This window comes from Streptomyces sp. NPDC002206 (assembly GCF_053593595.1).
In genome coordinates this window covers 230,836-253,643 of sequence record NZ_JBSFCW010000005.1, presented here as the reverse complement: position 1 = coordinate 253,643, position 22,808 = coordinate 230,836, and the positions used below count along the sequence as shown (strand labels likewise).

Below are 22,808 nucleotides of genomic sequence, written 5' to 3'. Positions count from 1 at the left end.
GTAGTAGGGGCTGTGGAAACCGTGGATAACGTCGTTTCCGCAGGTCAGACCCCATTTTTTGTCCACCGACCCTGTGGGTGGCACCGGTGGACAACCCGGCGTTTCTGTGGACACACGAAAGTTCTGCACACCCGATGCACAGGGCGGGGGTGTTTCTCCCCAGGGCTGTCCCCAGCTTTACCCAGGTTCCCCACAGCCCAACCAGCCTCCTTGGTGTGACGCCTTTCACTCTGCGCAGTGAAAGGCGGTGTCGCGTTGCCGAACAGTGGACAGGGGTGTGGAGAAGCTGGGGACAACATGGCCCTGCCTGTGGGCCGCCAGTGGACAACATCGGATGCGCCTTGTGGACGAATATTCTGTCCACAGGCTGTGGATCACTGTTGGCCACAAATCCCCAGGCTCTTGACCTGGCCTGATGAAGTATCGGCCGTCGTCCCTGTGGAAGCAGTATGGACAACTTCGTGGTCCCCAGGCTGTGGAGGGTGAATTCTCCCCAGATCTGTGGAGAACCCCAGGTCGGCGGCATGTATTCGAACACCGGGGTCGCGACGGAGACGCACAGAAGCCGTTCGAAGGGGTCTCGGACGTGCTCCGGACGCCCGTCGGAAGCGCTCATGAGGCCCGTCGGGACGGTGCGGAGGTCCGTGGAGACGTTTCGGAAGCCCCCCGGAGGAGCTCGGGAGACCTTCGCGGGCGTCCCGAAACGACGAAGGGCGCCCCGAGGACTGGGTGAGAGTCCGTCCGGGGCGCCCGTCCGGCGCCGTACAGAGAACGTGGCAGATGCCGTACCGGCGCTCCGTCAGCCGTTCTTGATGCGGTTGGTGAGTTCGGTGACCTGGTTGTAGATGGAGCGCCGCTCCGCCATCAGCGCACGAATCTTGCGGTCCGCGTGCATCACGGTCGTATGGTCGCGACCGCCGAACTGCGCGCCGATCTTGGGCAGCGAGAGATCCGTCAGCTCGCGGCAGAGGTACATCGCGATCTGGCGAGCTGTCACCAGCACCCGGCTGCGCGAGGATCCGCAGAGATCCTCCACCGTCAGACCGAAGTAGTCCGCGGTCGCCGCCATGATGGCCGACGCCGTGATTTCCGGGGCCGAGTCCTCGCCGCCCGGGATCAGGTCCTTGAGCACGATCTCGGTCAGCCCGAGGTCCACCGGCTGACGGTTGAGGCTGGCGAAGGCCGTCACCCGGATCAGCGCGCCCTCCAGCTCGCGGATGTTGCGCGAGATACGGGACGCGATGAACTCCAGGACCTCCGGCGGGGCGTTGAGCTGCTCCTGCACAGCCTTCTTGCGGAGGATCGCGATTCGCGTCTCCAGCTCCGGCGGCTGCACATCGGTGGTCAGCCCCCACTCGAAGCGGTTCCTCAGCCGGTCCTCCAGGGTGACCAGCTGCTTGGGCGGCCGGTCCGAGGACAGCACGATCTGCTTGTTGGCGTTGTGGAGCGTATTGAAGGTGTGGAAGAACTCCTCCTGCGTCGACTCCTTGCTCGCCAGGAACTGGATGTCGTCGACCAGCAGGATGTCCACATCGCGGTACCGCTTCCGGAAGGTGTCGCCCTTGCCGTCGCGGATCGAGTTGATGAACTCGTTGGTGAACTCCTCGGAGCTCACGTAACGCACCCGGGTGCCTGGGTAAAGGCTGCGCGCGTAGTGCCCGATGGCATGCAGCAAGTGGGTCTTGCCGAGCCCCGACTCCCCATAGATGAAGAGGGGGTTGTACGCCTTCGCGGGTGCCTCGGCGACGGCGACGGCAGCCGCGTGCGCGAACCGGTTGGACGCGCCGATGACAAAGGTGTCGAAGAGGTACTTCGGGTTCAGCCGGGCGTGCGGCTCGCCGGGACCGGGCGCGGGTGAGGGCTGTGCGCCCATCGGCCCGGTGGCGCCGCCGGGCCGTCCGGTGCCGGGACCGCCCTGCCGGTGCTGGGGCTCGGGCAGGGCGTGGCGCCCGGGGCGCTGTTGCTCGTAACCCTGGCGCTCGGGTGGCTGCGACCGGTAGTCGTGCTGCGGCTGTTGCGGACGGTAGTCGTGCTGCTGTTCACGCCATTGTTCCGCGGACGTGTCGCGCTCCTGGAAACCGCCGAGCCGGGGCTGCTGCCAGGAAAGATCCTCAGGAGTGCGCGGCCAGGCGCCCGGCTCGGGGCGCTGCTGCTGGTAGTCGGGGTAGGCCGGCCGGGCCGTCGGCATGCCGTCGTCCGTGGGTCGGTGGCCGTAACCCTCGTACCCGTCGTCTTGCTGCCGCTCGTCGTGCTGCGGTCCCTGGTAGCGGTGCTGCTGCGGCTGCTGGGACTGGTGCATCGGGGGCGCCGGCGAGTTCGGCGGTTCGCCGGCGGAGTCGTCGACGGTGATCGCGATCCGGATCGGGCGGCCGCACTCCCGGCTCAGCGTTTCGCTGATGAGCGGCGCGAGCCGGCCCTCCAGGACACGCTTGCCCCATTCGTTGGGGACGGCGAGCAGTGCAGTGTCGGCGACGAGTGCGAGCGGCTGGCAGCGCTCGATCCACTGCTTGTCCTTCGGCTCGATGCTCTGTTGGCCCTCCCCGAGGAGCTGCTCCAGCACTCGTGGCCACACTGCGGCAAGATCGGCAGGTACGTCAGCCACAAGGCACGCTCTCTCGCTGGTCCCACGAATGTGTGGTTCTCGGGACGGGATGGGTAAGGCCCGGCAGGCGGGAAGAAAAAGAACCGGAGTTCAGCCACGGTAGTCAGGCCGACCCACGTCGTTCAAGTTGTTGTCCACAGGCTGTGTACAGCGCGGGTTGTGGTAAGGCTGTCGCAAGGCCACCGCGGAGCCGGTTTGACCGGATGGCGTAGCCGCGCGTACCGTGACCAGGTCGAGTTGTCGATGGCTGCTGCCGCCTGCCTCCGATGGGCAAAGATCACGATCAGTGATTGTGAAGCGGTGCACTAAGGCGTTTACGCGAGTCTCTCGTGGGCGCACGGTGACAGCCAGGCGATGTCCCGCCAACACACGATCATTTCTGGAGCCCCCGAGTGAGCAAGCGCACCTTCCAGCCGAACAACCGTCGTCGCGCGAAGACCCACGGCTTCCGGCTGCGTATGCGCACCCGTGCCGGCCGCGCGATTCTCGCGTCCCGCCGTGGCAAGGGTCGCGCCAACCTGTCCGCCTGATCGCGTACAGGTCATGACGTGCTGCCTACCGAGAATCGGCTGAGGCGGCGCGAGGACTTCGCGACCGCAGTACGTCGAGGACGCCGGGCCGGCCGCCCGCTACTCGTCGTTCATCTACGCAGCGGTGCAACGGACCCGCACGTGACTGGGGAGAGTGCTCCCCCGCCGCGTGCGGGTTTCGTTGTCAGCAAAGCCGTGGGTGGAGCGGTCGTACGCACAGCGGTGAAGCGCAGGCTTCGCCATCTGGTCCGCGAACGACTGGCCCTGCTGCCCCCCGGTAGCCTGGTTGTCGTACGAGCGCTGCCCGGATCGGGCGACGCCGACCATGAACAGCTGGCCCGAGACCTGGACGCCGCCCTTCAGCGGCTGCTGGGAGGGGGCGTGCGATGAAGTACCCGCTGCTGGCTCTTATCAAGCTGTATCAGTGGACGATCAGCCCACTACTCGGGCCCGTCTGCCGTTACTACCCGTCGTGTTCCCACTATGGATATACGGCGATCGACCGGCACGGAGCGATCAAGGGAACGGCGCTGACCGCATGGCGCATCCTGCGATGCAATCCGTGGTCACCCGGCGGCGTGGATCACGTTCCGCCACGCAAACGCCCGCGTTGGCACGAACTGCTGCGTAATGCAATACGTGGCAACAAGGGCGGGGACTCCGCCGCTGATGTGCCTCCTGGGGGGACGGTCTCCGAACCCTCCAGTCCGGCCTCAGAGACCTCGCCCAAAGCTCAAGGAGCCTGATTAGTGGACACGATTGCCAGTCTGTTCAGCTTTATCACCTACCCCGTTTCGTGGGTCATCGTCCAGTTCCACAAGCTGTACGGAGCGATCTTCGGCGATGACACGGGTTGGGCCTGGGGCCTGTCCATCGTGTCCCTGGTGGTGCTGATCCGGATCTGCCTGATCCCGCTTTTCGTTAAGCAGATCAAGTCGACCCGGAACATGCAGGTGCTCCAGCCGAAGATGAAGGCGATCCAGGAGCGCTACAAGAGCGACAAGCAGCGTCAGTCCGAAGAGATGATGAAGCTGTACAAGGAGACGGGTACCAACCCGCTCTCCTCGTGCCTTCCCATCCTGGCGCAGTCGCCGTTCTTCTTCGCCCTGTATCACGTGCTCTCGGCGATCGCCTCGGGCAAGACGATCGGTGTCATCAACCAGCCGCTGCTGGACAGTGCCCGGCAGGCACACATCTTCGGCGCTCCGCTGGCTGCGAAGTTCACCGACAGCGCGTCGGAGGTCGCCGCTCTCGGTGCCTCGCTGGCCGACGTCCGTGTCGTCACCGCGGTCATGATCGTGATGATGTCGGCGTCGCAGTTCTTCACCCAGCGCCAGCTGATGACGAAGAACGTCGACCTGACGGTCAAGACGCCGTACATGCAGCAGCAGAAGATGCTGATGTACGTCTTCCCGTTGATCTTCGCCGTCATGGGTATCAACTTCCCCGTCGGTGTCCTCGTCTACTGGCTGACCACCAACGTCTGGACCATGGGTCAGCAGATGTACGTGATCAACCAGAACCCGACCCCGGGCAGCAAGGCGCAGGACCAGTACCTGGGACGTCTGCTGAAGAGCGTCACCGCTCACGGTGAGGTGCGCGGCAGGACCAAGCGCAACACCGTCAAGCGGATCGTGTCCAAGGGCTCGGACCGCAATGACATCGAGCGGAAGTTCATCGCCGGACTGGCCAAGCTCGGCCTCGCCGCCCAGGAGGACGGCACGGTGATCAAGGGCGATACCGCTCTCGCCGAGGCCGAGGGCGGAGCTGCGCAGAAGCGCCAGCAGCCCAAGCGCCAGACCAAGGCGAAGCGTCAGAGCGGTGCCGCCCAGCAGGGCGCGGCGAAGGAGGCCGATTCCACCGAATCGGAGCCCAAGACCTCGCTGGAGAAGCAGGACGCACCGCAGGACGACAAGCCCAAGCCGGCGGGCAAGCCCGCGTCCGGCTCCTCACGCCAAGCCAAGTCCGGACAGCGCAAGGGTCCGCAGCGGCCCAAGCACCCGTCCAAGAAGTAAGAAGGAGTCCATCCGTGACGGAAGGCACCACCTCCACGGCCGCTGAGGGCAGCGACACCTTGACCCGCCTCGAGCAGGAAGGGGAGATCGCAGCCGACTACCTCGAGGGCCTGCTCGACATCGCCGACCTCGACGGTGACATCGACATGGATGTCGAGGCGGACCGGGCCGCGGTCTCGATCATCAGTGACTCGGCACGTGAACTGCAGAAGCTCGTGGGCCGCGACGGTGAGGTGCTGGAGGCGCTCCAGGAGCTGACGCGACTGGCCGTGCACCGGGAGACCGGTGACCGCAGCCGGCTGATGCTGGACATCGCGGGCTTCCGGGCCAAGAAGCGCGCTGTCCTCGCGGAGCTGGGTGCCAAGGCCGCGGACGAGGTCAAGAAGACCGGTGAGCCGGTCAGGCTGGACCCGATGACGCCGTTCGAGCGCAAGGTTGTGCATGATGCGGTTGCGGCCGCAGGTCTGCGCAGTGAGTCGGAGGGCGAGGAGCCGCAGCGCTTCGTCGTCGTTCTCCCGGCCTGACCGGACCCCTGTTCTGTCGGCCCCGTCTGTTCGCAGGCGGGGCCGATCTTTGTCAGCCTGATAGTCAGCCACCCACAGTGCGGTAATGCGGTACGGAAGGACGGTTCCCGTGACGGCGGAGGTAGAACTTCCCCAGGCGCCCGAAGGGGCGCGAGCGGTTTTCGGTGAGTTCTTCCCGGAGGCTGTCCGGTACGCGGAACTGCTTGCCGATGCCGGGGTCAAGCGAGGGCTGATCGGTCCTCGTGAGGTGCCGCGGCTGTGGGAGCGGCATCTGCTGAACTGTGCGGTGCTCTCCGAGGTCGTGCCCGAGGGTGTCACGGTCTGCGATGTGGGTTCCGGCGCCGGTCTCCCGGGTATTCCGCTGGCGCTGGTGCGTCCGGATCTGAAGATCACCCTGTTGGAGCCGCTGCTTCGGCGGACGAATTTCCTTCAGGAAGTTGTCGAGCTGCTGGGGCTGGACCACGTGACGGTCGTCCGCGGTCGTGCCGAGGAGGTCCTGGGGACGCTGCAGCCGGTTCATGTCGTGACCGCTCGCGCCGTGGCGCCGCTCGATCGGCTGGCGGGCTGGGGTGTGCCGCTGCTACGCCCCTACGGAGAGATGCTTGCGCTCAAGGGCGATACCGCCGAGGAGGAGATCAGCGGCGCGCGTGCGGCCTTGAGTAAGCTCGGCGTGGTGGACACCGAGGTGTTGCACGTCGGTGAGGGTGTGGTCGAACCGATGTCCACCGTGGTGCGAGTGGTGGTCGGTGAGAGTCCGGGCGGTGTGAGGTTCGCCGCAAAGAGGGCGAAGGCCGCCAGGGTCAGTCGTACGCGGCGGCGTCGCTGAGGTCGCGCCGTAACGCTGCGGCATAGCCTGTTACGTACGGTTCGCGCCGTTTACCAGTGATGCTCCGCGCAAGCGGCCATATGCACCGCATGCGGAGTGTCGTGCCCCTGTAGCTACGCTGCAGGGGCATCGTGTTTCACGTGAAACGTCGCTCTCTGCTGCATGGAATCATCAGTCGCGGTCGCGCGGCTGCCGCGCCGCGGCATCGTAAGCCCGTCAGGGCTACGGCGTTGTCCACAGAAGTGGATTCATCCACAGAAGAGTGGGCCTCGCTGGTTCGCGACCCCGAAAGCATGGCAGGCTCTGCTCATTGCGAGCCTGAAGTCGAGGAGAGTGAATCCGTGCGGTCCGACGCCAACATCGCGGGACCGATGACCGATCCGGTCCCCGGTCCCCGAACCGAATCGGCGGGGGACGGTGTTTCACGTGAAACACCGCCGCCGATGGATGACACACCCATCGGCCGTGCGGCCCAGCTGGCCGTCGAGGCCCTCGGTCGTGCCGGCGAGGGGCTGCCCCGCCCTGACCAGACGCGCGTCATGGTGGTGGCCAACCAGAAGGGTGGGGTGGGCAAGACCACTACGACGGTCAACCTTGCCGCCTCGCTGGCCCTTCACGGCGCACGCGTTCTCGTGGTCGACCTCGACCCGCAGGGCAATGCCTCCACGGCACTGGGCATTGATCACCATGCCGAAGTTCCCTCGATCTATGACGTCCTGGTCGAGAGCAGGCCGCTCTCCGACGTGGTTCAGCCCGTCCCGGACGTCGAAGGTCTCTTCTGCGCCCCCGCCACTATCGATCTCGCCGGTGCGGAGATCGAGCTGGTGTCGCTGGTGGCGCGGGAGAGTCGACTGCAGCGGGCAATTCAGGCGTATGAGCAGCCGTTGGACTACATCCTCATCGACTGCCCGCCTTCGCTCGGTCTGCTGACGGTCAATGCTCTGGTCGCGGGCGCCGAAGTGCTGATTCCTATTCAGTGCGAGTACTACGCGCTGGAGGGGCTGGGGCAGCTGCTGAGGAACGTCGACCTCGTTCGGGGGCATCTCAACCCCGATCTGCATGTGTCGACGATCCTGCTCACCATGTACGACGGCAGGACCAGGCTCGCTTCGCAGGTGGCGGAGGAGGTGCGCAGCCACTTCGGTAAGGAGGTGCTGCGCACAAGCATTCCTCGATCCGTGCGGATCTCGGAGGCGCCGAGCTACGGACAGACCGTGTTGACCTACGACCCGGGTTCCAGTGGGTCCCTGTCGTATCTTGAAGCCGCTCGTGAGATCGCCTTTCGGGGGGTCGGGGTGCATTACGAGGCTCAGCATGCCCAGACGGGCAGCCAGAACAGCCAGCAGAACATTTCGGAGGGGATCCAGTGAGTGAGCGTCGTAGAGGGTTGGGGCGTGGGCTCGGTGCGCTGATTCCCGCTGCCCCGCAGGAACGTCAGGTGCCGGCCTCCGGGGCGGGTTCGGACTCGCCGGGCGTGATCCCGGTGATGACCACCGAGCGAGGCGTGGCCGCCGCAAAGGTGACCGCACTCACGGCTGCTCCCGTGGTGCCGGAGCCGAGTGCACCCGCGGAGTCCGAGTCATCCGCGGGGCCGACGGATGCCGCGGGGGCGTACTTCGCCGAGGTTCCTATCGGATCCATCACTCCGAACCCTCGTCAGCCGCGTGAGGTGTTCGACGAGGACGCGCTCGCGGAGCTGGTCACCTCCATCAAGGAGGTCGGCCTGCTCCAGCCCGTAGTCGTGCGGAAGCTGGGGCCGGAACGGTACGAGCTCATCATGGGCGAGCGGCGCTGGAGGGCCTGCCGTGAGGCCGGTCTGGAGCGGATCCCGGCCATTGTCCGGGCCACGGACGACGAGAAGCTGCTTCTGGACGCGCTCCTGGAGAACCTCCACCGGGCTCAACTGAACCCGCTGGAGGAGGCAGCCGCGTACGACCAGCTGCTCAAGGACTTCAAGTGCACGCATGATCAGCTGGCCGACCGGATCGGGCGCTCCCGTCCGCAGGTGTCCAACACGCTGCGACTGCTGCGCCTGTCTCCGCCGGTGCAGCGCAGGGTCGCTGCCGGGGTGCTGTCCGCCGGTCATGCGAGGGCGCTGCTGTCCGTGGACGACTCCGAGGAGCAGGACCGGCTGGCCCATCGCATCGTGGCCGAGGGGCTCTCAGTGCGAGCGGTCGAGGAGATCGTGACGCTGATGAGCTCCCGCCCCAGCAGCACTCCCAAGTCAAAGGGGCCTCGGGCCGGCGGCCGGTTGTCGCCCGCGCTCTCCGACCTTGCTTCCCGGCTCTCAGACCGCTTCGAGACCAGGGTGAAGGTCGACCTCGGACAGAAGAAGGGAAAGATTGTCGTCGAGTTCGCCTCGATGGAAGATCTGGACCGCATTCTCGGCAGCCTGGCGCCGGGCGAGGGCCGCGTGCTCGAGCAGGGTCTCTCCGACGAGACTGTCGAGGACGGCGAGAGCTGACGTCCGGCGGAACGTCGGGGCGGGCTGTATTCCGGAACCTGCCGGAATACAGCCCGCCCTTTGCTTTCTCACGGTATCGACTTCATCTCCGGGTGGATACGATTCGTTCTGGTATGGCACATCAGCTTGATCCACCTCGGCGGAGGGAGGGCCATGCGATCAGTGAGCCGCGGCCAACTGGTGACAGTGGGGCTGGGCCTGGGGGCTGTCGGAGGATTCGTCGGCGGCCTGCTCCGTGAACGGAGTGCATTGGCCGCCGCACGCGATGCGGCGGGCGAAGGAAGCGAGGAACAGCCTTCATGGGACGGCGGCTCGTACCGCTCACACTGGATAACCTTCCCGATCTCCCCAAGCGGTGCCGCTCGTGTGTCTTCTGGGAACTTGATCCGGTCAGTGGGGAAGCTGCGATAAAAGCAGGGACCCCGGAGCTGGAGAAGGAAGCCTGGATCTCTGCTGTCCTTCTGGAATGGGGATCCTGCGGCCGTGTCGTCTATGTGGACGACGTGCCGGTCGGCTTCGTTCTCTATGCGCCACCGGCGTATGTGCCGCGCTCGACCGCCTTTCCCACCAGCCCGGTCTCCCCCGACGCCGTGCAGTTGATAACTGCTTGGATCACGCCCCGCTACCAGGGCCAGGGACTGGGGCGTGTCATGGTGCAGACCGTCGCCAAGGATCTGCTGCGACGGGGATTCAAGGCGATTGAGACGTTCGGGGATGCCCGGTGGAAGGAACCGGCATGTGTGCTCCCGGCGGACCATCTGCTGGCGGTGGGCTTCAAGACCGTACGTCCGCATCCGGTTCATCCACGGCTGAGACTGGAGTTGCGCACGACGCTCTCGTGGAAGGAAGACGTCGAGCTGGCGCTGGACCGGCTGCTCGGTGCCGTACAGAAGGAGCCGGCGCTGCGCCCGCTGTGATCCAGAAGCCCACGAGAACGTGAAACGGGTCCATCCCCAAGGGATGGACCCGTTTCACGTGAAACAGCGGACCGTGGCCCTAGTCGGCGATGAAGCCTTCGAGGTCGCGGAGGATGGCGGCCTTCGGCTTGGCGCCGACGATGGTCTTGGCGACCTCGCCGCCCTGGTACACGTTCAGCGTCGGGATGGACATCACGCCGTACTTGGCAGCGGTGGCCGGGTTCTCGTCGATGTTGAGCTTGACGATCTCGATCTTGTCGCCGTGCTCAGCCGCGATTGCCTCCAGCGACGGGGCGATCTGGCGGCACGGACCGCACCAGGCGGCCCAGAAGTCCACCAGTACGGGCTTCTCGCTCTTCAGGACGTCCTCGTCAAAGGAGTCGTCAGTCACGTTCTTCAGGGCGCCGGCCACGGCGGCCTCCTTAACTTTGCGGGGGTGTGGGGTGAGAGGCGTGGATCAGACGGCGGCCGCAGCGGCCTTCTCCTCGTCGGCGAGCGCAGAAAGGAAGCGCTCGGCGTCGAGGGCGGCGGAGCAGCCGGTGCCGGCAGCGGTGATGGCCTGCCGGTAGGTGTGGTCGACGACGTCGCCGGCACCGAAGACACCGGTCAAGTTGGTGCGCGTCGATGGAGCACTGACCTTGAGATAGCCCTCGTCATCGAGGTCGAGCTGGCCCTTGAAGAGCTCCGTACGCGGGTCGTGGCCGACAGCGATGAAAAGACCGGTGACCGCGAGCTCGGACGTCTCGCCGGTCTTGGTGTTGCGCAGCGTCAGACCGGAGAGCTTCTGCTCGCCGTGGACCCCGGCGACCTCGCTGTCCCAGGCGAATTTGATCTTCGGGTCGGCGAAGGCACGCTCCTGCATGGCCTTGGAGGCCCGCAGCGAGTCGCGGCGGTGGACGATCGTGACCGACTTGGCGAAGCGGGAGAGGAACGTTGCCTCCTCCATGGCCGTGTCGCCACCGCCGATGACGGCGATGTCCTGGTCCTTGAAGAAGAAGCCGTCACAGGTCGCACACCAGGAGACACCACGTCCGGAGAGGGCGTCCTCGTTCGGCAGGCCGAGCTTCCGGTGCTGAGAGCCGGTGGTGACGATGACGGCCTTGGCGCGGTGCACCGTGCCCGCCGTGTCGGTGACGGTCTTGATGTCACCGACCAGATCGACGGCAACCACATCGTCGGGGATGAGCTCGGCGCCGAACCGCTCCGCCTGGGCGCGCATGTTGTCCATGAGCTCGGGGCCCATGATCCCGTCCTGGAACCCCGGGAAGTTCTCCACGTCGGTGGTGTTCATCAGAGCGCCGCCAGCAGTCACGGCGCCCTCGAACACCAGAGGCTTCAGCGACGCACGCGCGGTATAAAGGGCCGCGGTGTAACCCGCAGGCCCGGAGCCGATGATGATCACATTACGGACGTCGCTCACGGGTTTCTTCCTCGTCTCTGCAGACTGCCTACTGTCCACGCCTAATGGGGTCGGTTCAACGACTCACACCCCACCCAACGGATCCTACGGGGGATGCATTCCCGACGTGCCGGAGCGGCGCCCGGCACGATTCTCAGGGGCGGGCGTAGCTGTGGGTCAGGAGTAGCTTGCCATTGCCGGTGGGGTCTGCATCGACACAGCTGGCGTCCATGACATAGGCCTGGACGAGCGCCGCGTTGGTCTGGTGCGGCAGGACTACGAGGTAGGCGTGCGTTCCTTCGTAGGTGCCTTCCTCGATGGCGAGAGCGGCAGTCCTTCGTCCGATGCCCTGCTGGATGCAGGCGGGGACTGTCACCGCGGGGGTACGCAGCGGCGTCTTGGGCGAGGGGGGCGTGGGGGACTCGGTATCGGGCGGCGACTGCATCTCGACGGACGGTGCTCGCTTCTCGTCCGATTCCCCTGAGGCGGGCATCCCGGTGCCATTCAGGAGCGCTTCCACGTGTCGGCTGAGCGGAGAACCCGAGAACGCGTTCACTCCGTCCTCGGGGGCGCTGACGCCGCTGTCGGCAGCCGTGGCCTTGCTGGCTCCTGCAGAGTCCGGGGAATTCTGGACCGTCTGGAGCATGAGGACGCTCACGCCGACCATGGCTGCACCGAGGGCTGTGCCGAGAACTATGCCGCGGCGGCGTCGTCGTGCGGGTCGGCGGCCGGGGCCGGTGGTGGCCCGCGGGTGTCCTGTAGGACGGTCCGCGAGGGCGGGCTGTGTCTCTCGGCCCCGTGCTTCCTGGCCCCCTGAGTCCTGATCTCCGGCTTCCTGATCCTGCCCCACGACGGCCTCTGTTTCACGTGAAACATCTGCTGTGTGGTCCGAGGAGCGAAGTGGTTCGGCGGCCAGTGCGGCATCGATGCGGTCTGCGATGTCGTCGGGCATACGCTCGGGATCAGGCAGGGTGCCGAGCAGCTCACGGATCTTTTCGAGAGAGATCAGGACCTCTCCGCAGATGCCGCACTCGTTCAGGTGACGGCGTACTTCCGCCGTGCGGGACGGAGGCAGCACTCCTTCGGTGAGGTCGGAGATCTCCGAGACATCCGGGTGCTGGGTCGTGTCGGTCGTTGATGTCATGTGTGTCCACCTCCGCCCTTCACTTCGGCAGGATCACTGGTTCCTGTGTCTCTCGGCCCCGACGCGGGTGGGACGGATGCTCTCTGCGTCCGGTTCCTTCCAGGGCTGAGTTCACTGGCCTCTCCGCTCTCGCTGCGCAGATGGGCGAGGAGAGGAGCGAGCCGGGCTCGGCCTCGCGCGCAGCGGCTCTTCACCGTGCCGGTCGGTACGTCGAGGATGCGGGCGGCCTCGGCCACGGGGTATCCCTGCATGTCCACGAGGACAAGCGCGGCGCGCTGCTCGGCGGGAAGGGTGCCGAGTGCTGCCAGAAGCTCACGGTGCAGATCCTGGCGTTCGGCCGGCGCTTCGGCGGATTCGTGAGGCTCAAGAAGCTGCTCGAGCCGCTCGGTGTCGTCGACCGGTGAGGTCTTGCGTGTGGCGGCTTTACGGACCCGGTCGAGGCATGCGTTGACAGTGATGCGGTGCAGCCAGGTGGTGACGGCGGACTGGCCACGGAAGGTGTGGGCGGCCCGGAAGGCGGAGACCAGGGCGTCCTGGACCGCATCGGCCGCTTCCTCGCGATCCCCCAGGGTCCGTAGTGCCACGGCCCACAGCCGGTCTCGGTGGCGTCGGACGAGCTCACCGAAAGCATCCGGTTCACCGGCTACATGGCGAGCGAGGAGGTCTGAGTCGCTGAGTGGCTCTGACGGCTCGGAGGCCACCTCCCCTCCCTCCCTCTGTGCGTCGGGGCCGTCTGTCTATCACGATTCATATGTCGTGCGGCATAGAGATGAGGAAGATCGGTTCAAGCGAGGGCTGCGGTCACCAGCGGCCGGACATGCGGCAGGCCGGCAGGGAGGATGGTCCCTGCCGGCCTGCTCGGTCAGCCGAGTACGGAGATCTCCGAGATCCCGCCGCGGAAGGAACTTGCCGACCCGTCCGGTGGGAGTTCGGTGACATGGATCAGCACGTAGCGGGTGCGTACGGGCTTGGTGAGTGTCTCATCCAGGCTGCTTCCTGCCTTGCTCAGCTTGGTGAGGCGCTGCGGGAAATCCGAAAGCGACGACGGAGCGGAGGCGTCCTCGGCAGCTGCGAGCACTTCGATCTTCTGGTCGCTGCGGTACAGCTGGACCTTGATGCCTCTGACATTCTGCACACTGCCCAGGTCGACGACTATGCCGCTGCCGTCTCTGCGGGGCGCGAGGTTCCCGAAATTCGGGTAGCCCTTGTAGCTGGGGGTGATCCAGGCAGTGTCGGACTTGCCGTCGACGGCGTTCGGTGCGTCCTGTTGCTGGATCCCCGACCCGCTGGGCATGAACTCTGTCGCACCGCTGAGCCGCAGCGGCTTGGCCGGGGCAGGGGAAGGCTTGTCACCGTTCTCCGGATCCGTCTGTGTGGTTCCCGGGTCGTCCGTCTCCTTGCCGCGGTCGAGGAGCGTCTCCGCGAGCTGCCAGCTGCCGAGGCCCAGGGCAGCGATGAGGAGGGCCGACACGGCCCACTTGAGCGCCTTGCCGGTACGGCTCTGGAGCGGTGCCGGCGGTGTGACCATGACGGGCTGCGCCACGGGAACGCCGGTGCTGGCGGGCGGACGCCCGTAGCTGCCCTGCTGGTAGGTCGTGCGCTGGTACTCCGGCGGAGCCGTGAAGGTGGGCTCCGGCGGGCGGATGCGGGGCATCGCCGCGACCGCCTTGGCCAGCTCGTCCGGTGTGGTGCACGGCTGCTCCTGCCGGGAGGCGGTGGCCCCGTCGTTGACGAGGGCGCGCATGGCGAGTTCGGAGAGGCCGCGGTGGACTCCGGCCCGCACCTGGTCGGGGGCGATCAGCCCCACACCCTTGGGGAGCCCGGTGAGACCGTAGGCATCGATCTCGTACGGCCAGCGCTGCGTCAATGCGGCATAGAGCAGGGCGCCGATCGCCTCGGTGTCCGCGCGCTGCGGACCGTCGGCGGTAATGCCGCGCAGGGCGGCGTTCACGGCGAGGCCGCGGATCCGGTACTGGCCGGTCGAGCTCCGAAGTACCGCGCCCGGAGTGAGCCTCAGATGCGCGAGGCCCTCGCGGTGCGCGGCCGCCATGGCCTGGGATACCTGGCTGACCAGTTGGTAGGCGTCGTGAGCATCCATCGGACCGGCGGCCAGCAGAGCCGTGAGCTCGGTGGCGTCGGGGAGCCATTCGTGGACGACATAGACGAGGTCGTCCTCCTCGACCGCGTCGAGGACCTGCACGAAACGCGGGTCTCCGAGCAGCGCCGAGGAGCGGGCCGCGGCCAGCACGGCACGGGCTCGTGGATGGTCCGCAGGAAGCAGATGGACACCCACCGCGCGGCGCAGTTTCTCGTCGACAGCACGCCAGCTGCTGAATCCGTCCAGACGGGTGACGCACTCCTCCAGCCGGTAGCGTCTGGCCAGTTTGTGACCACTGTGCAGGTCCGGGGTCGCTGCGGCGGCTTCAGAGCTGCTTCGCTCACCGTCCGCGTCTTGGGGGCTTGTGCCCTCCGTGTCCTGGGCTTCTGTCGTCCCGTCGGTCGTGGCCTCGTCCGCCTTGGCGGTCAGCGATTCATCACCGCTGTTGTCGGCCACGTCGACGGCAGCCGTGCTACGTTCCGCCACCGTCGTTCCTGCCTCCCCATCCGTTGCGCGATGCCAGCCAGCTCTGCACAGTCACGCCAATTGTGCCCACACTCCAGCGCTATGCACGACACACGGAGACCGGCGATGGTTGTGCGGGCCGCCGGTCTTCAGCGTCCGAGCCGTCCGCGGACCATACCGACCATGCCGTTGATCTCTTCGATCCGCATCCGCTTCGCAGCGACGAAGAAGACCCCCATGAGCGCGGCCCCGCCCGAGATCAACGCGACCAGCGAACCGAAGGCACCCTCGCCCAGGCCCAGCAGCAGGGCGAAGCCCACGCCACCGCCGATGACCGCTGCGGGGATCGCCGCGAGGCACAGCCGGGCGTACGTACGCACGACATGGGCGCCGTCCAGGTCGCCGCCCAGCCGGTTGCGCAGCCGACGCCAGGCGATGCCCACGCCGACGGCGTAGGCCAGCCCGTACGAGGCCGCCATACCGACGACCGCCCACTGGGCCGGAAGGACCACGTAGCAGAGAGCGGAGGCCGCAGCGTTGACCCCGGCGACGATGACCGTGTTGTAGAACGGCGTGCGGGTGTCCTCGTACGCATAGAAGCCGCGCAGCACCACGTACTGCACGGAGTACGGGATGAGGCCGAGTCCGAACGCCATCAGGATGAAGCCCATGGACCGGGCAGCCTCGGTGCCGCTGGACGAGTACAGCAGGGTGCACATCGGGACGCCGAGAGCGAGAAACGCGAAGGCCACCGGCACGATCGCCACGGCGGAGTTGCGCAGCCCCTGGGAGATGTCGTCACGGACCGCGCCGGGGTCGTTGTCGTGGGCGGCGCGGGAGATGCGGGGCAGCAGGGCTGCCATGACCGAGACGGTGATGATCGCCTGCGGCATTCCCCAGATCAGCTGGGCATTGGAGTAGGCGAGGAAACCCGCGCCGTTCCTGCCGGAAGCCTTGCCGGCTGCGGTCGCCAGCTGCGTGACGACCAGGACACCGGCCTGGTTGGCGAAGACGAACAGGACGGTCCACTTGGCCAGCTTGACCGTCTTACCGAGGCCGTGGCCCTTCCAGTCGAAGCGCGGACGGAAGCGGAAGCCGGCCTCGCGCAGATACGGAATCATCGCCAGGGCCTGGACGACCAGACCGAGCAGCGTGCCGATGCCCAGCAGCCGGATGCCCTCCGGCGGGATCGTCTGCACACCCATGTGGGATTCGGCTGAGGTGCCGTAGACCCAGATGAACATGCCGAACGTGAAGATCATGACGATGTTGTTGAGGACCGGGGTCCACATCATGGCGCCGAACCTGCCGCGGGCGTTCAGGATCTGGCCCATCACCACATGCACGCCCATGAAGAAGATGGTCGGCAGGCAGTACCGGGCAAACGTTGTGGCGACGTTGTCGGCCGCCGGATCGTTCGCGATCGTGCTCGACATCAGGTGGATCAACAGGGGTGCGGCGAAGACCGCGATCGCCACGATCACGCCGAGCGCGACCATCACAAGGGTCAGCAGACGGTTGGCATAGGCCTCGCCGCCGTCCTCGTCGTCCTTCATGGAACGGACGAGCTGTGGAACGAAGACCGAGTTGAGTCCACCGCCGACGGTGAGGATGTAGATCATTGTCGGCAGCGTGTAGGCGATGGTGAAACTGTCACCGAGCAGCGCCGCACCCAACGCAGCGGTGATCACCAGGCTGCGTACGAATCCGGTGAGCCGGGACACCAGGGTGCCGGCCGCCATCACCGCGCTGGATTTCAGCAGGCTGGAGGCCCGGCCGCCGGACTTCGGCGGAGCGGGCGCCGGAGCCGGTTCGGGCTCGGGCGGAACGGGGGGCCCGGCCGGCCCCTCCTGGTCCCGGAACAGGTGCGCGAACGCATCCGGTTCCTCGTGGCCCCCGGACGCCTGGGTGACGAGGTCGTCGACGCCGACGAACTGGGTGGTCGCCGCGTCTTCGCCGTACGGCAGATGGCGGGACGGCCCGGCCGGCTCGGGCGGCGGGGTCTGCGCCCAGACGCGCGGATCGGGGGCGTACTGCGCCGCGGGCGGCTGCTGGTAGAGCGGCTGCGGTGGCTGGTATGTGCCAGGGGGCGGGGGCGGGTGTGCGGCGCGGTCGTACAGCACCTCGGCCACCGGGTCCTGGGCGGAGAGGTCCTGGGCGCGGTAGGGATCGTGGCTGTACGCGTCCTGGAGGTACGGGTCCGGCGCCGGATCCACCTGCCCCGGGTCCGAAGGCGTCGGGGATCCGTCGGAAGGCCCAGCTCCGCCCGCACTCTGACCGCGGTCACCGTCGTACGGCGCGTTCATCGATACCCCACCTCATTGTCCCCGGCCGACCGGCCACGACAGACATCGCTCAACGGTCCACTTTCTCACCCGTGCCCGACGGCTCCCCGCTTTCCGGACCGGTGTCCGGCGTCGGGTCACTCGGCTGCTCGGGTTCACCGCCGTCGCCTCCGGACGGGCCGTCCGCGTTGGCACGCTTGCGATGGGTGTACATCCTGATGCCCGCAAGGACCAGCAGCAACAGTCCGCCGGCGATCACCAGCAGCACGGTCGGCGTGACCTCGGAGACCTTCACGGTGAAGGTCATCTCCTCGCCGTACGGCGTGCCGTCCTCGGTGTAGAGCTGCGCCCTCACCTGCACCTGGCCGTTGGCGTTTGCCGAGGCGTCGAACTTCACGGACTGGCTGTGGCCGCCCGCGATGCGGATCGGTTTCTCCGCCACCGCGCCGCCGTCGTTCAGCCTGAGCCGCGTCGCGTTGTCCGACTTCAGCCGGAGAACAAGATGATCGACACCCTGCACCAGCTTGTTCTGCACGGTCACCGGGATGGTGGCACTGCGGCCGGACAGGGTGACGTCCGACTTGGAGATGAGTTGCACCTCGTTGGTGAGCCCATGCAGATACGTGCGAACCGCGTCCCGGTACTGCTGGGCCTCCAGCGGCTTGCCGCGCCACGAGGTCGACATGGACCGGTTGATCGCGTTGCCGAAGGGTGTGACGACCCGCTCGGGCTGGGTGAGGATGCCCCGGAAGCTGTCGAGCGAGGCCTGGGTGGCCTTGATGTCCTGGAAGGCCTGGGTGGGCAGCTCCTGGCTGCGGAGCTTCCTCGGGTACTGGGAAGTCCCGGGAACCCTCGTCGTCGCGTCGGCGTCGGGCTCCGCCTCGGCAGCGTCCACCAGGTCGAGGGGCTGTGTCCACCGTTCGTCGTCGAGGGCGTGCAGGGCGCGTGCCATCGACTGTGCCTGAGCGGCGGTCGGCATCCTCTGCGGTGCGACAACGATGCTGCGCTCGGCGTCCGTGTCCTGGTCGTTCAGCGCGAGGGTCGTGGCGAGGAACTTCTGAACGGCGAGGGTGGAATTTCCCGCTTTCGACATGTCGCCCTCGAAGGCCTTGGAGAGCCGGTAGTCGGCGACGACAGCGGTGGTGCCGCCACCGATCGGACGGGCCGCGCTCGGCGTGTACGGCAGCCCCCCGGTCTCCTGGAGGCTGTCGCTGCGGGCGATCACGTTGTGCGCACCGGCCGATGTGGCGACATCGACGATCGATGGATCGATGGCGCCTTCGACCGGCCACGCGAAGTCCGTGGACGGCTTCACATGCAGGACGGTCTCCACCGTCGTGCCGGCCACCTCGGTGGCGTTCTGCAGGTGGCTGAGGCTTCCCGAGACGTTCTTTCCGCGGTGGGCGAGGGACGCCAGATCCGGGTCGGCGAACGGCAGCGCGACGACCTTGTCGTCCGCCACAGTTGTCTCCAGCTCGGTGAGCCACTGCTTGGCGACGGCCTGGTTCTTCCCGGCGATGGTGGTGTCGCCGACCTTGATGCGGTAGCTCTTCGTCATCGCGTCGACACCGGCCAGCAGATCCGGATCAATCACCCAGGTCACAGGCAGCTGGCTGCCCAGCGAGACCATCTGCTCGAGGCGCCCGCCCGGAGCAAGCTCCGCGGCGAGGTCGTCGTCGGCGAAGACCGGGGTCTGCTGCTCGTCGGAACCCGTCTCGGCAGTGAGGTGGGCCGACGCGATCAGCGGCCAGAGATAGGTGATCCGGGTCCTGGAATCACTCTCGTCCTCCTGCCAGGGAAGGAAGGTGCGCTCGATGCCGAGGACCTGCTCGTACGGGGCACGGGAGGTCTGTCCGGACAGCGAGACACCGAACTGGTAGACACCGGCGTCATCGAGCCCCAGCTTGCCGACGGGCACGGACAGCGTGAAGTTCTGGGTGATCCCGGACGGGAGCTTCGCGATCTTCAGTGTGTACTTGCCGCCGATCGCCGCAGGATCGCTGCCGGGCACATACCCGGTGCGTTCGGCTGCCGCGTCGATGGACGTCCTGCCGAACAGTCGCGGCCCCACCCGCAGGTCGACCCGGGCATCGGTGACCGCTTCCTTGCTCCTGTTGGTCAAAGTGCCGGAGACAGTGAGCGTGTCTCCCTTCACCGGCGCGCTGGGGGCCAGGGAGTCCAGGGTCACGTCGACGGTGCCGGAGCCGGCCGGAGCCTTGCTCGCCTCGTCGGCCTGCGCCCCGGGCACGGCCGGACCGGCCAGCAGAGTGGCGACGAGCGGCGCTCCGAGGATCACGGAGGCTGTGCGCCGCAGCCACCGGCGGGCAGGAGAGTGACTGATCCCCTGAATGTCTGCCGCCTCGGCCACGCGCCTGTCCGTCCCTCGTCGTAGTCAGCTGCTGTCGATCGTTGTCGGTTGCTGCGTCCCCGCATGGTAACGATGTGCGCCGGGGCCAAGCGCTGGGGAGTGCGCTTGGTGGTGATCGGGAGAGTCTTGCAGGGCAGAAAGAAACGATGACGCCCGGGCCGGTCCGGGCACGTACCCTTTTCTGTTGTGCCGAACGCCAATGAAGACATCTCCAGTGCCCTGACCCAGGTGCAGCACCGCGCAGTCAGCGAACTGCTGCGGGTGTCCCCGGTCGCCGACGACCTCGCCCGCCGTTTCCAGGATGCCGGATTCAGTCTCGCCCTGGTTGGCGGCTCGGTCCGGGACGCGCTTCTCGGCAGGCTGGGGAACGACCTGGACTTCACCACTGATGCCCGCCCCGAGGACGTCCTGAAGATCGTCCGTCCGTGGGCGGACTCGGTGTGGGAGGTCGGTATCGCCTTCGGCACAGTGGGGTGCCAGAAGAACGGCTACCAGATCGAAGTCACCACGTATCGGTCAGAGGCGTACGACAGGACCTCACGCAAGCCGGAGGTTTCCTACGGCGACTCCATCGAGGAAGACCTCGTACGCCGCGACTTCACGGTCAACGCGATGGCCGTCGCGCTGCCGCAGAAGGAATTCATCGACCCGCACGGCGGCCTCGAGGACCTGGCGGAGCGCGTGCTGCGCACCCCGGGGACGCCCGAGGAGTCGTTCTCCGACGACCCGCTGCGCATGCTGCGCGCCGCGCGCTTCGCCGCGCAGTTGGACTTCGATGTCGCCCCCGATGTAGTCACCGCGATGGCTGAGATGGCAGGGCGTATCGAGATCGTCTCCGCCGAACGGGTCCGTGAGGAGCTCAACAAGCTGCTGCTCTCCGCTCATCCTCGGAAGGGTCTTGGCCTGCTTGTCTCCACGGGACTGGCGCAGCAGGTGCTGCCGGAGCTGCCCGCGCTGCGACTGGAAAGTGACGAGCATCACCGTCACAAGGACGTCTACGAGCACTCGCTGACCGTCCTGGAGCAGGCGATCGATCTGGAGGAGGACGAGCCCGATCTGACTCTGCGGCTCGCTGCGCTGCTCCATGACATCGGCAAGCCGCGGACCCGCCGCTTCGAGAAGGACGGACGTGTCTCGTTCCATCACCACGAGGTGGTGGGCGCCAAGATGGTCAAGAAGCGAATGACCGAGCTCAAGTACTCCAACGACATGATCAAGGACGTCTCGAAGCTGGTGGAGCTGCATCTGCGCTTCCACGGCTACGGCGACGGGGAGTGGACCGATTCCGCTGTTCGTCGGTATGTGCGTGATGCGGGTCCGCTGCTGGAGCGGCTGCACAAACTGACCCGCTCGGACTGCACGACGCGGAACAAGCGCAAGGCCGATGCCCTCTCGCGGACGTATGACGCACTCGAGGAGCGCATTACACAGTTGAAGAACCAGGAGGAGCTGGACGCCATTCGGCCCGACCTGGACGGCAACGAGATCATGCAGGCACTGGGTGTCGGTCCTGGGCCGGTGATCGGCAAGGCGTACGCGTTCCTGCTGGAGCTGCGGATGGAGCACGGTCCGATGGGGCACGACACCGCGGTGGCTGAGCTCAAGAAGTGGTGGGCCACGCAGACCTGAGGTCGGAACCGGCGTCATGTTTCACGTGAAACATGACGCGACCGATGCGACGAGGGGCACTGTTTCACGTGAAACAGTGCCCCTCGTCGCGGCTGTCCTGGCGGTTCGCGGTGTCGTCGTCATCGTGGTGGCGCTCGGTGCACTCACAGGTCTGAAGTTCTGGGGCGGCCGACCCTGCCGCGGAGGGCCGCCGGGGGTAGCCGCCGCTATCGCACGCCGGCGACGCGGCTCCACCGGAACATCGTCACTGCGACGATCGCGTAGAGCACGGCAACTCCGATCACCACTGCGGCCGACTCGCCGTCAGGAGGTAGGGCCAAGGTGGCTACTGCGGCCGCACTCACAAAGGCCACGTTGACCAGCACGTCGTACAGGGAGAAGATTCGGCCGCGGAAGGAGTCGTCCACCGACGTCTGTACGACGGTGTCCGTTGCGATCTTCACTCCCTGGGTGACCAGTCCGAGGACGAACGCCGCGACCAGCGTCGGGCCGGGGCTGAACCACAATCCCAGCGCGGGTTCGAGGACGGCGGCTGCGGCTGCACAGGCCGCCATCCAGCGGAACCGGCCGAGCCACCCCACCGCCCAGGGCGTCACCACGGCCGCCGCGAAGAATCCCGCAGCTGAGAACCCCACGGCAAGGCCGAGCAGGGCCAGTCCGCCGGAGTTGCTGTCGGACCAGGCGTACCGGCACAGCATCAGCACCATGACGGTCAGCGCCCCGTAGCAGAACCGGATCACCGTGATGGCGGCCAGCGCCCGTGCTGCGTCCTTCCGTTCCGCCAGATGGCGCAGTCCGCCGACGAGTCCCCGTGCGGTGGTGGCCAGGGCGTCCCTCAGTCGGAGACGGGGGCCGCCCGGATCCGGCCCGAGGAGATCGGCCGCAAGGCGCAGGGATGCCAGCGCCGACGCAAGGTAGAGCCCCGCGCCCAGCAGCACGACCGCCGCATCGGAGTCCGCCGCGATCAGACGCACGGCGAAGGCAAGGCCGCCGCCTGCCGTGGCGGCGAGCGTTCCCGCTGTCGGTGAGAGTGAGTTGGCCATGACCAACCGGTCCTCGTCGACGACCCGGGGCAGTGCGGCAGAGAGGCCCGCCAGCACAAAGCGGTTGACCGCGGTGACGCACAGAGCCGATGCGTAGAAGAGCCAGTCGGGCGCGGTGTCGAGGATCAGCAGGGCGGTGCAGCAGGCGAGGGCAGTGCGCAGCAGATTGCCGTACAGAAAGACCTGGCGGCGCGGCCAGCGGTCCAGGAAGACGCCGGCGAAGGGGCCGATGAGCGAGTACGGAAGCAGCAGTACGGCCATCGCGGAGGCAATGGCTCCCGCCGATGTCTGCTTCTCCGGAGAGAAGACGACGTGTGCAGCGAGGGCGACCTGGTAGACGCCGTCGGCAGACTGGGAGAGGAGCCGTACGGCGAGCAGACGACGGAAGTTCCGAAGGCGCAGGAGTACGCGCAGATCACGTACGACGGGCATGAGGGCAAGGGTCACATACGTTGAGGGTCCCCGGGCGGATTACCTGGGGACCCTCAACGATGCGGGA

19 protein-coding genes are annotated in these 22,808 nt (G+C 66.9%); 10 read left to right on the top strand and 9 right to left on the bottom strand.

Annotated elements, in window-relative coordinates:
• Positions 1–799: 799 nt before the first annotated feature.
• A complete protein-coding gene (gene dnaA, locus ACWCP8_RS13380; protein WP_451115973.1) occupies positions 800–2,602 on the bottom strand; it encodes a chromosomal replication initiator protein DnaA in 1,803 nt (600 codons plus the stop codon).
• Positions 2,603–2,994: 392 nt separating this feature from the next.
• Between dnaA and rpmH the strand changes: the two genes are divergently transcribed.
• From rpmH to ACWCP8_RS13335, 9 genes are all read left to right on the top strand, one after another.
• Positions 2,995–3,132: a 50S ribosomal protein L34 gene (gene rpmH, locus ACWCP8_RS13375; RefSeq protein ID WP_030930485.1), complete on the top strand. Its 138-nt coding sequence runs from the start codon at positions 2,995–2,997 to the stop codon at positions 3,130–3,132.
• Positions 3,133–3,150: 18 nt separating this feature from the next.
• Entirely contained in the window at positions 3,151–3,522 is a 372-nt protein-coding gene (rnpA, locus tag ACWCP8_RS13370) for a ribonuclease P protein component (protein ID WP_326604772.1), read from the top strand.
• Entirely contained in the window at positions 3,519–3,878 is a 360-nt protein-coding gene (gene yidD / locus ACWCP8_RS13365) for a membrane protein insertion efficiency factor YidD (protein WP_352263965.1), read from the top strand. The genes rnpA and yidD overlap by 4 nt, the downstream gene beginning before the upstream one ends.
• Positions 3,879–3,881: 3 nt before the next feature.
• Positions 3,882–5,147, top strand: coding sequence for a membrane protein insertase YidC (gene yidC / locus ACWCP8_RS13360; protein WP_352263967.1), 1,266 nt, complete (start codon positions 3,882–3,884; stop codon positions 5,145–5,147).
• A 14-nt stretch (positions 5,148–5,161) separates the two neighbouring features.
• Positions 5,162–5,671 (top strand): Jag family protein, encoded by a 510-nt coding sequence (locus ACWCP8_RS13355; protein WP_267004094.1) that lies wholly within the window; start codon positions 5,162–5,164, stop codon positions 5,669–5,671.
• 109 nt (positions 5,672–5,780) lie between these two features.
• The gene (gene rsmG / locus ACWCP8_RS13350; protein ID WP_030973746.1) at positions 5,781–6,497 is read left to right on the top strand and encodes a 16S rRNA (guanine(527)-N(7))-methyltransferase RsmG; all 717 of its coding nucleotides are present in this window, start codon (positions 5,781–5,783) and stop codon (positions 6,495–6,497) included.
• A gap of 293 nt (positions 6,498–6,790) precedes the next feature.
• Positions 6,791–7,867 carry a ParA family protein gene (locus ACWCP8_RS13345; protein ID WP_313941610.1) on the top strand — a complete coding sequence of 359 codons (1,077 nt, stop codon included), beginning with the start codon at positions 6,791–6,793 and terminating at the stop codon, positions 7,865–7,867.
• Positions 7,864–8,961, top strand: coding sequence for a ParB/RepB/Spo0J family partition protein (locus tag ACWCP8_RS13340; RefSeq protein ID WP_352263970.1), 1,098 nt, complete (start codon positions 7,864–7,866; stop codon positions 8,959–8,961). The genes ACWCP8_RS13345 and ACWCP8_RS13340 overlap by 4 nt, the downstream gene beginning before the upstream one ends.
• Before the next feature lie 299 nt (positions 8,962–9,260).
• Positions 9,261–9,878, top strand: a complete 618-nt coding sequence (locus ACWCP8_RS13335; RefSeq protein WP_451115970.1) for a GNAT family N-acetyltransferase — start codon at positions 9,261–9,263, stop codon at positions 9,876–9,878.
• A gap of 79 nt (positions 9,879–9,957) precedes the next feature.
• Here ACWCP8_RS13335 and trxA read toward each other — a convergent pair whose 3' ends face one another.
• The 7 genes from trxA to ACWCP8_RS13300 form a co-directional block, all read right to left on the bottom strand.
• Positions 9,958–10,290, bottom strand: a complete 333-nt coding sequence (trxA, locus tag ACWCP8_RS13330) for a thioredoxin (protein WP_352263974.1) — start codon at positions 10,288–10,290, stop codon at positions 9,958–9,960.
• A gap of 45 nt (positions 10,291–10,335) precedes the next feature.
• Positions 10,336–11,298: a thioredoxin-disulfide reductase gene (trxB, locus tag ACWCP8_RS13325; protein ID WP_352263976.1), complete on the bottom strand. Its 963-nt coding sequence runs from the start codon at positions 11,296–11,298 to the stop codon at positions 10,336–10,338.
• 133 nt (positions 11,299–11,431) lie between these two features.
• A complete protein-coding gene (locus ACWCP8_RS13320) occupies positions 11,432–12,421 on the bottom strand; it encodes an anti-sigma factor family protein (protein WP_451115968.1) in 990 nt (329 codons plus the stop codon).
• The gene (gene sigM, locus ACWCP8_RS13315) at positions 12,418–13,122 is read right to left on the bottom strand and encodes an RNA polymerase sigma factor SigM (protein WP_352263980.1); all 705 of its coding nucleotides are present in this window, start codon (positions 13,120–13,122) and stop codon (positions 12,418–12,420) included. The genes ACWCP8_RS13320 and sigM overlap by 4 nt, the downstream gene beginning before the upstream one ends.
• A 161-nt stretch (positions 13,123–13,283) precedes the next feature.
• On the bottom strand, positions 13,284–15,005 hold the full coding sequence (locus tag ACWCP8_RS13310) for a protein kinase family protein (RefSeq protein WP_352263982.1): 1,722 nt from the start codon (positions 15,003–15,005) through the stop codon (positions 13,284–13,286).
• A gap of 128 nt (positions 15,006–15,133) precedes the next feature.
• Complete coding sequence (murJ, locus tag ACWCP8_RS13305) at positions 15,134–17,290, bottom strand: murein biosynthesis integral membrane protein MurJ (protein ID WP_451115965.1); 2,157 nt, start codon at positions 17,288–17,290, stop codon at positions 15,134–15,136.
• 49 nt (positions 17,291–17,339) lie between these two features.
• A complete protein-coding gene (locus ACWCP8_RS13300; RefSeq protein WP_451115963.1) occupies positions 17,340–19,637 on the bottom strand; it encodes a DUF6049 family protein in 2,298 nt (765 codons plus the stop codon).
• A 186-nt stretch (positions 19,638–19,823) separates the two neighbouring features.
• On the opposite strand from ACWCP8_RS13300, the gene ACWCP8_RS13295 reads away from it, so the two are divergent.
• The gene (locus ACWCP8_RS13295) at positions 19,824–21,266 is read left to right on the top strand and encodes a CCA tRNA nucleotidyltransferase (protein WP_451115961.1); all 1,443 of its coding nucleotides are present in this window, start codon (positions 19,824–19,826) and stop codon (positions 21,264–21,266) included.
• Between the two features lie 206 nt (positions 21,267–21,472).
• Here ACWCP8_RS13295 and ACWCP8_RS13290 read toward each other — a convergent pair whose 3' ends face one another.
• Positions 21,473–22,741, bottom strand: coding sequence for an MFS transporter (locus ACWCP8_RS13290; protein WP_451115959.1), 1,269 nt, complete (start codon positions 22,739–22,741; stop codon positions 21,473–21,475).
• Between the last annotated feature and the right edge of the window lie 67 nt (positions 22,742–22,808).

What these genes read in the sequence shown, in the direction of transcription:
- ACWCP8_RS13320 (WP_451115968.1), bottom strand. Translation starts at nt 12,421, where the DNA reads ATGACATCAACGACCGACACGACCCAGCACCCGGATGTCTCGGAGATC.
- ACWCP8_RS13345 (WP_313941610.1), top strand. Translation starts at nt 6,791, where the DNA reads ATGGCAGGCTCTGCTCATTGCGAGCCTGAAGTCGAGGAGAGTGAATCC.
- murJ (WP_451115965.1), bottom strand. Translation starts at nt 17,290, where the DNA reads ATGAACGCGCCGTACGACGGTGACCGCGGTCAGAGTGCGGGCGGAGCT.
- ACWCP8_RS13335 (WP_451115970.1), top strand. Translation starts at nt 9,261, where the DNA reads ATGGGACGGCGGCTCGTACCGCTCACACTGGATAACCTTCCCGATCTC.
- yidD (WP_352263965.1), top strand. Translation starts at nt 3,519, where the DNA reads ATGAAGTACCCGCTGCTGGCTCTTATCAAGCTGTATCAGTGGACGATC.
- ACWCP8_RS13290 (WP_451115959.1), bottom strand. Translation starts at nt 22,741, where the DNA reads ATGCCCGTCGTACGTGATCTGCGCGTACTCCTGCGCCTTCGGAACTTC.